The sequence below is a fragment of the Haemophilus haemolyticus genome, assembly GCF_003490595.1.
GTDB classification, from domain to species: domain Bacteria; phylum Pseudomonadota; class Gammaproteobacteria; order Enterobacterales; family Pasteurellaceae; genus Haemophilus; species Haemophilus haemolyticus_L.
The window spans coordinates 1-12,436 of the sequence record NZ_QQGY01000006.1; the positions used below are offsets into that span (position 1 = coordinate 1).

Below are 12,436 nucleotides of genomic sequence, written 5' to 3' on the forward strand. Positions count from 1 at the left end.
TTGTAAAAACGCGCAGCTTCTCTAATACTCATTTTTCGATTCAGAATAGGTTGGAGAGCCTGTAATTTAAATTCGATTGTGTAGTGTTTACCCATAAAAAAATCTGCACCTCAATTGTTGGTTTGTTTAGTCCAACTTTTGGGGTGCAGATCAAATTTACCGCACTTTTCATCATTAATCTAAATGCTCTTCAGAGACGACTTCTTCCCCTTCTAATTTTTTCAGCATTTTCGGGGTAACTAGAATCACTTTACCTGTTGAACTGATACGGAAACGTTTTTTATCTTCTTCCATATTCACACCAATTTCCATGCCATCTGGAATGATACATTCACGGTCTAGAATACAGTTTTTCAATATACAATTCTTACCGATTTTAACTTGTGGTAATACCACGCAATGATCCACTTTTGAGAAAGCATCAATTTTAACGCGATCAAATAGCACGGAATTACTGATAGAGGCATCAGTAATCACGCAACCACCGCCAATTAAAGAATTATCTACAGGATGAACGTTTGAATTTTTGTAGAAGAATTTTGATGGGTAAGCTTGAATTGGATTACCGCGAATTGGCCAACTTTGGTCATAAATATCAAGCTGTGGATTTTCCGATACTAAATCGATATTAGATTGCCAGAAGCTATCTAATGTCCCCACATCACGCCAATAAATTTCACCTTCAGTATTACGTCCCATGCAAGAACGACTGAAAGGATGCGCATAAAGGGTTTCTTCTGCTAAACATTTTGGTAATACATCTTTACCGAAATCATGGCTAGTTTGTGGTGTATTGACCTCTCTCTCCAACATTTTGTAAAGATAATCCGCATCAAACACATAAATCCCCATTGATGCGAGTGAAACATCAGGTTTACCTACCATTGCTGGCGGATCTTTTGGTTTTTCAACAAAGGCTTTGACTTTTAAATTTTCGTTTACCGCCATGACACCAAATTCATGTGCTTCAGAGCGTGGGACTTCAATACAACCCACCGTACATTTTGCACCGCTGTTCACATGGTCCATCAACATGACGCTATAGTCTTGTTTGTAAATATGGTCACCTGCCAAAATTAAAACGTATTTAGGGCGATAGTGATCACGAATAATCGCCATATTTTGATAAACCGCATCCGCCGTACCACGATACCAAGTTGAATCATCAATTTGTTGACGAGCAGGAAGCATATCAACAAACTCCCCTTTTTCTTGTGGTAAGAAAGACCAACCAGTTTGCAAGTGACGAAGTAAAGAGTGTGCCGCGTATTGAGTCACTACGCCAATTCGGTTCAAACCAGAGTTAATACAATTAGAAAGTGCAAAATCAATAATACGGCGATTACCACCAAAATAAAGGGCTGGTTTTGCGCGTTTATCCGTAAGTTCATGCAAGCGTGAACCACGTCCACCCGCAAGAATAAGCACCAAAGTATTTTTAACTAAATCATATTTGTTAAGGTCGCCAGCTTTCATAAGGATCTCCATAGTCTTATAGTTATTCGTCACTCAGCATACAAAAGCCCATTGAGCTAAGCTCTGCTTGTTGTGCATCGAGGGTTAAATTATGTGTGCCGATTTGAGATGTCCATTTTCCATCAGGTAAGTGAAACGCCTGTCCTTCGGCTTTGGCATTAATCAATAAAAGACAATGCTTATCTAAAACTACTTGTAATGCTTTGGTTTGTTGATTTTGCCAATCGTCAACTGTCATCTGGTTACCGTGAATGTTAAGCCATTGCACATTGTCACCTGACCACCATTGATTCCGATTTAAACTACCAATTTGCTTACGCGCTGCAATCGTTTGCTTGGTAAGTTCAAATAATTCTTCGTTAAAATTTGCCCATTTCAGCCAAGTAATCTCGTTATCTTGGCAATAGGCATTATTGTTACCATATTGAGTGTTGCCGAACTCATCGCCAGCCAAAAGCATAGGCGTGCCATTCGCCAGCAATAAACTCATTAATAATCCGCTTTGTGCAAAAGTGCGGTTATTTTCCACCGCACTTTTTTGCGGTTCAGAAAGGGATTCTGTAGAACCTTCTACCCCATGGTTATAACTGTAATTTTCATTGCGACCATCACGATTTTCTTCGCCATTTGCTTCGTTATGTTTTTGGTTATAACTCACCAAATCTTGCATGACGAAACCATCATGGGCGGTAATAAAATTAAGCGTTGTGTGTGGCAAGCGATCATTTTTCTTAAATAAATCGCTAGAACCTGCAAAGCGTTCAGCAAATGCACCGATTTCACCACTTTTCCATAGCCAGAAACGGCAGAGATCATCGCGGAATCGGTCGTTCCATTCGGCAAAATAACTTGGGAAATTGCCGACTTGATAACCGTAATGTCCAATATCCCAAGACTCCGCAATCAATTTAATATTTTGTAAACTTGGCTCATTTTTTATGTCAGTAAAAAGCTGAGCTGACGAGTTAAAATCTGGTGTATCACGCCCTAGCACGGAAGCTAAATCAAATCGAAAACCATCAACATGACAGTGTTCAGCCCAATAACGTAAACAATCTACGACCCATTTTCGCCCTACATCAGAGGATAAATTGAGCATATTGCCGCAGCCTGTCCAATTGATATAACGCCCTTGATCGTTGCGCCAATAGTAAGTTTGATCATCAATACCACGCTGGCAGAATGTTGGATAAGTTTGCTCTGATTCTGCGGAATGGTTAAATACCACGTCTAAAATAACTTCAATACCCGCTTTGTGAAACGCCTTCACCATCGCTTTAAATTCAGATAATGGATTATTTGTTGCCGCATATTTAGGTTCCACCGCAAACATCGCTAAGGGATTATATCCCCAATAATTTTGTAAGCCTCGAGCTTGTAAGTGCGGTTCATTTATATGGAAATTTACAGGCAGCAATTCCACTGCTGTCACACCTAATTCTTTTAAATAAGCTAAATTAATAGGATGACTTAAGCCCGCATAGGTGCCCCGTAATTCATCGGGAATCTTGTCGTTAAGTTGGCTAAAACCTTTGACGTGCAATTCATATACAATGGTTTCAGCCCAAGGCGTATTGGGTGCTGTTTCATTTTCCCAATCAAAATCTTCTGAAATAATCACCGCTCTTGGCGCAATATGAGCATTATCGCGATGATCACTCATTAAGAACCAAGAACGATTTTCTTCGGTACTTAAATCTGGTTTACCATTCACCGCTTTCGCATAAGGATCGAGCATTAATTTATTCGGATTGGCATGTTCACCGTGAATGCGGAATCCAAATTCTGTCCCAACCTCAACGCCTGCTACAGCTAAATGCCATACATTATTTGTGCAAACCATAGGAAAGCGCGTTTCCTTATCGCCATCAAACAGGCAAAGTTCAACACCACTCGCTGCAGCAGAGAACAGTGCAAAATTAATCACCTTCACGCCATTCTCGGTAAATATTGAATAACCCATTGACGCTGGTTTGCCGTTGTTATAAATCGTAAACATATCTTACAAATTGTATTTCAAATAAACTGTCGCCAATGGTGGAATAGAAATCGAAATAGAATTTTCTCGTCCATGGCTTTCAATTTCTTCACTTGTTACATAACCAAAATTGCCCACGTTGGAGCCTTGATAATACATAGAATCAGTATTCAGAATTTCTTCATAAGTGCCTGCAACATTTACCCCAATACGGTAATCATGGCGTGGCACAGGTGTGAAGTTACTGATGACAATAATGCGTTCACCATTTGAGCTGCGACGTTCAAAGGCGAACACAGAATTTGCCGCATCATCAACGATAAGCCAATCAAAGCCTTCAGGTGAATAATCCAGTTCAAAGAGCGGTAAGTTTTCTCGGTAAATATGATTCAAGTCTTTTACTAATTTCAATACGCCTTTATGCCAGCCACCACCGACATTTTCATCAAGCAAGAACCAGTCCAAACTTTCTTCGTAATTCCACTCACGACCTTGAGCAAATTCATTACCCATAAAGAGCAATTTTTTACCCGGGTGCCCCCACATATAGCCATAGTAAGCGCGTAAGTTCGCAAATTTTTGCCATGCATCTCCTGGCATTTTATCGAGAAGCGAATATTTGCCATGCACCACTTCATCATGGGAAAGCGGTAGCACAAAGTTTTCGCTGTATTGATACATCATCCCAAAAGTCATTTTATTGTGATGATATTGGCGGTAAATTGGGTCAAGCTGCATATAGGCGAGAGTATCGTTCATCCAGCCCATATTCCATTTAAAATTAAATCCCAATCCACCGTTTTCACTCGGGTGAGTCACACCAGCAAAAGAGGTAGATTCCTCCGCAATAGAAATTGCCCCCACCATTTCACTGTGAATTTTCCAGTTGGTATGTTTTAAAAATTCAATGGCTTCTAAGTTTTCACGTCCACCATATTGATTTGGAATCCACTCACCTTCCGCACGGCTGTAATCTCGGTAAATCATAGAAGCCACGGCATCCACGCGAATACCATCTACACCAAAGCGTTCAAGCCAATACAGTGCATTACTGGATAAGAAATTTTTGACCTCATTACGCCCATAGTTATAAATCAAGGTATTCCAATCTTGATGATAGCCTTCGCGAGGGTCTTCATGTTCATACAAGGCTGTGCCATCAAATGCAACTAAACCATGCGTATCACTTGGAAAATGACCTGGCACCCAATCTAAAATCACATTAATTCCTGCTTCATGTGCACGTTTTACTAAACGACGGAATGCTTCAGGTGAGCCAAAACGACTGGTTGGCGAATAAAGTCCAAGTGGTTGATAGCCCCAAGAACCATCAAACGGAAATTCAGAAAGCGGTAAAAATTCTATATGGGTAAAGCCCATCTCTTTTACGTAAGGAATTAATTCATCAGCAATTTGATCGTAATCTAGCCAAAAATTGTTTTCTAAATTACGACGCCAAGATCCTAAATGCACTTCATAAATGGAAATCGGTTGATTCGCTTGATTTGCTTGACGACGTTGTTCCGTCATTTCCACTACATTTGGTAATGCACTCACTTGCGATGCTGTATCAGGGCGAAGTTGCGAACTAAAGGCAAATGGATCGGCTTTCAAACGAAGATTGCCATGACAATCAATTAATTCAAACTTATAGAGCTGTCCTAAACTGGCTTTTGGTAAAAAGAGTTCCCACACACCACTTTTTAGATGAAAACGCATAGGATGACGACGACCATCCCAATAGTTGAAATCACCCACAATAGAAACGCGTCTTGCATTGGGAGCCCATAAGCGGAAATTTACCCCACTCACACCATCACATTCCATAAAATGCGCACCAAGCACTTCATATGGGCGAAGCATAGAACCTTCAGAAAGTAGCCATTGTTCTAAATCATCAATCATAGGATGAAAACGATAAGGATCTTCGACTATTTGCGATTCATTGCCCCAAAAAACCTGTAATTGATAAGCAAAAAAATGGCGACAATTTGGAATAACACCAACAAAAAAGCCACGCTCATCGACACAATCCAGTTCCGTTATTTCGTTACCACTTTCACGCTCAATCACCACCACTCGATTGGCATCTGGCAATAACGTACAGATTTCAATTCCTCGCTCAGTTTCGTGCATACCAAGCGTAGCAAAAGGATCGCCATTGCTCGCATCAAAAAAACCATCAATAATTGCTTGTGTTACTGCGGTTGTCATATTTACTCCTTATACATTTCGCCCTTGGTTAATTTGCACAAAGAACGTTTTTAAAGCCTCATTGCCAAAAATAAACGCTAACGGTTTAGCAAGTTTCTTGCACCAGTTTGGGTATTCATTTGAGGTGCCAGGCAAATTAAAACTGATTTCTTGGCTAAGTAAATTTTCTAATTGCACACCAATCAATCGGCTGTTACTTTCCGCTAAATAATGATGAATCATTCGGTTTAAATGATCGTGCATCGCCATAGAAAGGGCATCGCCTTCATAATGCGGCGGTAAATAATTATCACGATGTAAACTATTTAATAAGGCTTGTTTATCAACAACGCGTTGATCGTATTTTTGCTTGAGCACTTCCCCACTCAGAATACCGAGTTGATTAAATAATTCTAAATCACGGCAATGCCAAAAACTTTGTAATGAGGGAATATCATGCGTGCCAATGGTGGCATAAGCATTTCGAGGATAATCAGATATACGAGGAAATTCGCCATTTCGTTGGGCGAAATACAATACAAAATAAGAGAAAATTTGAAACTCGTTTAATTTCCACCGCACTTCATCAGGCACAGTGCCGAGATCTTCACCAATAATCAAACATTCATTGCGTACACTTTCAATGGCAAGAATCGCCATTAATTCATCAAAAGGATAATGCACATAAGCGCCATCAGCCGCTGTTTTTCCTTCTGGAATCCACCACAAACGGAATAAGCCCATAACATGATCGATGCGTAGCACACCAAAATATTGCATATTGGCACGTAGCATATCGATAAATGGTGCAAAGCCACGTGCTTTTAGCACCGTTGGATTATAAGGCGGCAAATTCCAATTTTGCCCGACGGGGCCTAACGGATCGGGTGGCGCGCCAATAGAGGCATTTACACAATATAAATCGGGATCGCTCCATACATCAGCACTGCCACGAGAACTATTCACCGCTAAATCGCCATAAATCCCCAACTTCATACCAGACTGTTTACAAAGATTTTGTAATGCGGAAAGCTGCTCTTCTGTAAGCCATTGTAACCAAGCAAAAAATTGGATTTGTTCATGGTGTGTTTTTAATAGGGCTTTTCTTTTTGCCGCACTTAAATGTTGCCATTCCTTACGCCAGCCAAGCCAACCAATGGTATTTTCTTCTGCTTGATGGTCAGCGTGTTCTTGTAAATCTAATACATTAAATAAGCCCTGTAACAACAAAGGTTCACCTTTGTTTTTTAAATAATCAGCAAAGATTTTTCGACGTGTCACAATTTCAGCGGATTGACTACGTTGAAAGAAATCAAACAGGGATTCAAGTGCAGTTAATTTTAAAGCCAATATTGAAGAATAATCGACGCAATCACTTTCACGCAAAGCGCCAATTTTTGCTTGAATATCCTCACGCTTAAACCAATTTTGCACTGAACAGCAACGCTTAAATTCTGCTAACGCTGGAATCGCTAAATATAAAAAATTCAACCAACGACGAGAGGATGAACTATAAGGACTGGCCCATGTTGGCACGGCAGGATATGGCAAATGTAATGGATTAATTCCCACATAATCTGCGCCTTGTTTTGCACTTTGTTCGATCAAATAACCTAAATCACAAAAATCGCCAATGCCCCAGTTTTGTTCTGAGCGTAAACTGTAAAGTTGCACATTAACGCCCCACACTTTTTTATTTTTTAATACGGGTGGTTGAAACGCTGTTTTAGGAGAAATAAGTAAACGAACGCGGTACTGTTCAGTATCAGAAAAAATAGATAATTGATAATAGCCAAAAGGAAGTGGAGGCAAGGAAAGTGCGGATAAATTTGAAAGTGTTTTTTCTAACAGAATGACATTAGATTCATCAATCAACTGATAACGATATTCATCGGCAGGGGGCAAATCTAGACGATTGAGTCGATAATCAATCGGTTCATTTTCAAATGCAGCCAGTACATCATCAAACTGTCCTTTCGCTTTTGGCGGAGGCTGCAAAAGCTCAACAAAAGTTGAAACCGTCTTTTCATCTGCGAAAATAAGATGTCCATCAATATCATAATGAGAAAGCGCGATACCGCATTTTTCTGCTTTTTGTTTGAGAGAATCCGAGATTTGCATAGACACCACATGACAACTGTATAACTCTTGTTAGGGATTATAACCAAGCTGAAGGTGATGACAACCGGCTTTATTTAAAAGTGTGATCTTCGTCAATAATAAGTTCAAACCAATCAATCACATCGCGTTCATGTACACCATTTTTAATTAAAATATCAGCATTTTTCAAAGAATCCGCATGGCCAGAAATGAGTGGATGCCATTCAGGGAGTGTTTTTCCTTCATAAAGCAAACGATAAGCGCAAGTGTCAGGCAACCAATGAAAATCAGGTAAATTCTTTTTGGTGAGTTTGGTGCAGTCGGTTTCAATTTTAAAACGCTCTGAATAATTACCGCACTTTCCAGTTTCCACATCTAAAAGGTTACAAGCAATTCGAGTGTAATAAAGTTTTTGGCGTTTACCTCGCCCTTGAATATATTTGCGATAACAGCATTTGCCGCACCCATCACATAAGGCTTCCCATTCAGATTCGGTCATTTCAAGCAGGGATTTTGTTTGCCAAAAATTAGGTTCAAGTTGCATAGTTGATACAAATAAAAAGTGCGGTCAAAATCGCATTTATTTTGACCGCACTTGGTTGATTAAAATTAGAAGCCTTCTTTTAAGCTTACTGTTAAGTTAAATACCAAATGTTCAGGACGGCTATCTTTACTATCTGCACAGAAATAACCTTCACGTTCAAATTGATAACCTTTTTCTGCTTCTGCAGCAGCCAAGCTTTGTTCTACAAAACCATGTTTTACCACGAGAGAATGTGGATTTAACACGCTTTCAATATCCTCTTCAGCACCTGGATTTGGCACGGTAAATAAGCGATCATACAAACGGAATTCAGCTGGATGATTATGCATAGCAGAAACCCAGTGAATTACCCCTTTCACTTTACGACCATCTGCTGGATTTTTACCTAAGGTTTCAGGATCGTAAGTACAGAAGATCGTGGTGATTTCACCATTTGCATCTTTTTCGACACGCTCCGCTTTAATCACATAAGCGTTACGCAAACGCACTTCTTTACCTAATACTAAACGTTTATATTGTTTGTTTGCTTCTTCACGGAAATCTGCGCGATCAATATAAAGCTCTTTCGTAAACGGTAATTGACGCTCCCCTAATTCAGGGCGATTTGGATGATTTGGTGCCGTTAAGGTTTCTTCACCTTCAAAGTTTTCAATCACAACACGAACAGGATCAATCACCGCCATTGCGCGTGGTGCGTTTTCATTTAAATCTTCACGAATGCAGGCTTCAAGTGCGGAATACTCTACGACGTTATCTTGTTTCGTCACACCGATACGACGACAGAATTCACGTAACGAAGCAGGTGTATAACCGCGACGACGTAAACCTGAAATCGTTGGCATACGCGGATCGTTCCAACCATCCACAATGCCGTCGTTTACTAATTTCAATAACTTACGTTTAGAGGTTAACGTACCTTCTAAATTCAAACGAGAGAATTCATATTGATGCGGTAATGGACGTTCAATACTGATATTTTCCAACACCCAATCATATAAACGACGGTTATCTTGGAATTCTAATGTACAGATTGAATGAGTGATACGTTCGATTGCATCAGAAATACAGTGGGTGAAATCGTACATTGGATAAATGCACCATTTGTCACCGGTTTGGTGATGGCTAGCGAATTTAATACGATAAATTACTGGATCGCGCATAACCATAAATGGCGATGCCATGTCGATTTTTGCACGAAGACTTAATGTGCCTTCCGCAAACTCACCGTTCTTCATTTTTTCAAATAAAGCTAAGTTTTCTTCAATAGTGCGGTCACGATATGGGCTATTTTTGCCAGGCTCGGTTAAGGTACCACGATATTCACGCATTTCTTCTGGAGAAAGCTCATCCACATAAGCCAAGCCTTTTTTAATCAATTCAATCGCATAGCCATAAAGCGCATCAAAATAATCAGATGCATAACGCGGTTCGCCTTCCCATTTAAAGCCTAACCATTCCACGTCAGCTTTGATGGAATCTACATATTCCACGTCTTCTTTTACAGGGTTGGTATCATCAAAACGTAGGTTACATAAACCGTTATATTCTTTTGCCAAGCCGAAGTTTAAGCAAATCGATTTTGCGTGGCCGATATGTAAATAGCCGTTCGGTTCAGGCGGAAAACGGGTATGAACGCTTTTATGTTTACCCGAAGCTAAATCTTCATCAATAATTTGGGTAATAAAATTGTGAGTGCGAGTATTTTCTGCACTTTCTAGAATTTCTGTATTGCTCATAACTTTCTCATAAATAGAAAAAATAATTTTGCCATTCTATACGAAAAGCAAGGCTTTGTGAATTTGATCACCAAACTAACCGCACTTTCTATTTAATAACTTATGACTTTTTCAGCATTTTTGTTTAACAGCAAGATTTTTCGTGCAAAAAATAGAATAAATCATTACAATGCCGCCTTTCATGAACAATCGTTCAGTGGTTTGTTTTATAATTGGGTTCGCAAGGGAATAATTTTGTAAAACACAAAAGTGCGGTTAAAATCATCCGCACTTTCCACTCATTTTCGTAAGAAGGAAAACTCAATGTTTAAAATGAAAAATATCACGCTTGCTTTGTTGATGTCTGGAGCATTAGTGGGATGTGCCAATATTGGCGATTCTTATCAAACTAGCCTTGAAGATTACAAGCAATATGAAGAAATTACCAAGCAATATAATGTAAAAGAAAATTGGTGGTCATTATATAATGATGCGCAATTAAATCGCGTCGTAGAACAAGCGTTAATAAACAACAAAGATTTAGCTAAAGCAGCTGTGGCAGTAAACCGTGCGCTTTACAGTGCAAATTTAGTGGGCGCAAATTTAGTGCCTGCATTTAATGGTTCAACTTCATCTGCGGCACAACGCAGAGTTGACACAAGTGCAAACTCAGCCATTTCGCACAAAGGTTCTTTAAATGTGAGCTATACATTGGATCTTTGGCAACGTTTAGCCAATGCAGCTGATGCTGCGGAATGGTCGCACAAAGCAACCGCAGAAGACATGGAATCGGCTCGTTTATCATTAATCAATTCTGTGGTCACGACTTATTATCAAATCGCTTATTTAAATGATGCAATTAGCACAACCAACGAAACGATCAAATATTACACTGACATTGGTAATATTATGCAAACGCGCTTAGCGCAAGGTGTGGCTGATGCGGTCAGCGTTGATCAAGCGCAACAAGCAGTATTAACGGCGCGTAATAACAAATTAAATTTTGAAACCCAACGCAAAACGGCAGAACAAACCTTACGCAATCTGCTGAACTTAAAGCCAAACGATGCATTAAATATCACGTTCCCTCATATTATGAATGTGAAAACTGCTGGGGTGAATTTGAATGTTCCTGTCTCTGTGATTGCAAATCGCCCTGATGTAAAAGCAGCGCAATTCCGTTTAAGTAGTGCATTCAAAAATGCTAAAGCAACTCAAAAAAGTTGGTTCCCAGAGGTTAATTTAGGTGGAAGTCTATCTTCAACTGCAAGCACTGTTGGCACGGCGTTACACAATCCTGTGGCTGCAGGCACAGTAGGAATTAGCCTACCATTCTTAAATTGGAACACCGTAAAATGGAACGTTAAAATTTCTGAAGCTGACTATGAAACGGCGCGTTTAAATTACGAACAACGTATTACCACCGCTCTCAATAATGTGGATACCAACTACTTTGCCTTTACCCAAGCGCAAAGCACATTAAGTAATTTACAGCAAACCCATAGTTACAATCAGCGTATCACGCAATATTATCGAAACCGCTATAATGCGGGCGTGTCCGAATTGCGCGAATGGTTAGTTGCAGCCAATACGGAAAAATCATCACAACTTGCAATTTTGAATGCAAAATATCAAGTGTTGCAAAGTGAAAATGCAGTATATAGCTCAATGGCGGGATATTACTCTCGTTAATAAAACTAAATATAGGGCGTTTTTAAGCGCCCTTTTTAATATTACATTCCTCACTTAAGGTATATAAACCTTACCAATAAATATTCCTAAAAATGAAAAAACAACTGACTTTTTATTTTATTCGTCATGGCCGCACTGTTTGGAACGAACAAGGATTAATGCAAGGCAGTGGAGATTCTCCATTAACAGAAGAAGGCATTCAAAGTGCGGTCAAAACTGGGCAAGCTTTACAAAATGTCAATTTTATTGCGGCCTATTCGAGCTGTTTACAACGAACCATTGACACAGCCAATTATATTATTGGCGATCGAGACATTCCCTTATTCCAACATCGTGGATTAAATGAACATTATTTTGGTAGTTGGGAAGGAACAAATGTAGAACTGATCCGACCTTTGCCTGAATTCCAACAAATGATTAATGATCCTGCTAACTATAAAGCTGAATCGAATGGTGGAGAAACCTATGAACAACTAGCCAAACGAGCTATCGCAGCTGTACAAGATATTATTAAGGTTCATCAAGAAGGGAATATTTTAGTGGTATCGCATGGGCATACCTTGCGTCTATTGATTGCTTTACTCAATGGTGCAACTTGGCAAAATCACCGAGATAAAAACAAATCAGTATCTTTATTAAATACTGCTATTAGCATCATGCATTATGACAGTGAAAAAGGCTTTAGCCTTGAAAAACTAAATGACACAACGCATTTACAATAGATAAAAAAAAGCCCCT

Annotated in this window: 8 protein-coding genes; 2 read left to right on the forward strand and 6 right to left on the reverse strand. The window is 39.5% G+C overall.

The annotated features are described in order from the left end of the window. Positions 1 to 174: 174 nt before the first annotated feature. The 6 genes from glgC to glnS all read right to left on the reverse strand — a co-directional run bounded on the left by glgC (position 175) and on the right by glnS (position 10,027). The gene (gene glgC / locus DV415_RS05480) at positions 175 to 1,476 is read right to left on the reverse strand and encodes a glucose-1-phosphate adenylyltransferase (RefSeq protein ID WP_005627058.1); all 1,302 of its coding nucleotides are present in this window, start codon (positions 1,474 to 1,476) and stop codon (positions 175 to 177) included. A gap of 22 nt (positions 1,477 to 1,498) precedes the next feature. Beyond that, positions 1,499 to 3,475 carry a glycogen debranching protein GlgX gene (glgX, locus tag DV415_RS05485; RefSeq protein WP_118791548.1) on the reverse strand — a complete coding sequence of 659 codons (1,977 nt, stop codon included), beginning with the start codon at positions 3,473 to 3,475 and terminating at the stop codon, positions 1,499 to 1,501. 3 nt (positions 3,476 to 3,478) lie between these two features. After that, positions 3,479 to 5,668 carry a 1,4-alpha-glucan branching protein GlgB gene (gene glgB / locus DV415_RS05490; RefSeq protein ID WP_118791547.1) on the reverse strand — a complete coding sequence of 730 codons (2,190 nt, stop codon included), beginning with the start codon at positions 5,666 to 5,668 and terminating at the stop codon, positions 3,479 to 3,481. A gap of 9 nt (positions 5,669 to 5,677) precedes the next feature. Continuing rightward, positions 5,678 to 7,768, reverse strand: a complete 2,091-nt coding sequence (gene malQ, locus DV415_RS05495) for a 4-alpha-glucanotransferase (RefSeq protein WP_192879096.1) — start codon at positions 7,766 to 7,768, stop codon at positions 5,678 to 5,680. A 70-nt stretch (positions 7,769 to 7,838) separates the two neighbouring features. Continuing rightward, positions 7,839 to 8,291 carry a YcgN family cysteine cluster protein gene (locus tag DV415_RS05500; protein WP_118775983.1) on the reverse strand — a complete coding sequence of 151 codons (453 nt, stop codon included), beginning with the start codon at positions 8,289 to 8,291 and terminating at the stop codon, positions 7,839 to 7,841. 65 nt (positions 8,292 to 8,356) lie between these two features. Beyond that, a complete protein-coding gene (gene glnS / locus DV415_RS05505) occupies positions 8,357 to 10,027 on the reverse strand; it encodes a glutamine--tRNA ligase (protein ID WP_118790496.1) in 1,671 nt (556 codons plus the stop codon). Between the two features lie 303 nt (positions 10,028 to 10,330). Between glnS and tdeA the strand changes: the two genes are divergently transcribed. Both tdeA and DV415_RS05515 read left to right on the forward strand, forming a co-directional pair. After that, positions 10,331 to 11,698, forward strand: a complete 1,368-nt coding sequence (gene tdeA, locus DV415_RS05510; RefSeq protein ID WP_118790495.1) for a toxin/drug exporter TdeA — start codon at positions 10,331 to 10,333, stop codon at positions 11,696 to 11,698. Positions 11,699 to 11,790: 92 nt separating this feature from the next. Beyond that, a complete protein-coding gene (locus DV415_RS05515) occupies positions 11,791 to 12,420 on the forward strand; it encodes a histidine phosphatase family protein (protein ID WP_118790494.1) in 630 nt (209 codons plus the stop codon). The last annotated feature ends 16 nt before the right edge of the window (positions 12,421 to 12,436 follow it).

Bases quoted from the DNA above. Each gene is read 5' to 3' on its own strand.
- glgC (WP_005627058.1), bottom strand. From the start codon at position 1,476: ATGAAAGCTGGCGACCTTAACAAATATGATTTAGTTAAAAATACTTTG.
- glgX (WP_118791548.1), bottom strand. From the start codon at position 3,475: ATGTTTACGATTTATAACAACGGCAAACCAGCGTCAATGGGTTATTCA.
- glgB (WP_118791547.1), bottom strand. From the start codon at position 5,668: ATGACAACCGCAGTAACACAAGCAATTATTGATGGTTTTTTTGATGCG.
- malQ (WP_192879096.1), bottom strand. From the start codon at position 7,768: ATGCAAATCTCGGATTCTCTCAAACAAAAAGCAGAAAAATGCGGTATC.
- DV415_RS05500 (WP_118775983.1), bottom strand. From the start codon at position 8,291: ATGCAACTTGAACCTAATTTTTGGCAAACAAAATCCCTGCTTGAAATG.
- glnS (WP_118790496.1), bottom strand. From the start codon at position 10,027: ATGAGCAATACAGAAATTCTAGAAAGTGCAGAAAATACTCGCACTCAC.
- tdeA (WP_118790495.1), top strand. From the start codon at position 10,331: ATGTTTAAAATGAAAAATATCACGCTTGCTTTGTTGATGTCTGGAGCA.
- DV415_RS05515 (WP_118790494.1), top strand. From the start codon at position 11,791: ATGAAAAAACAACTGACTTTTTATTTTATTCGTCATGGCCGCACTGTT.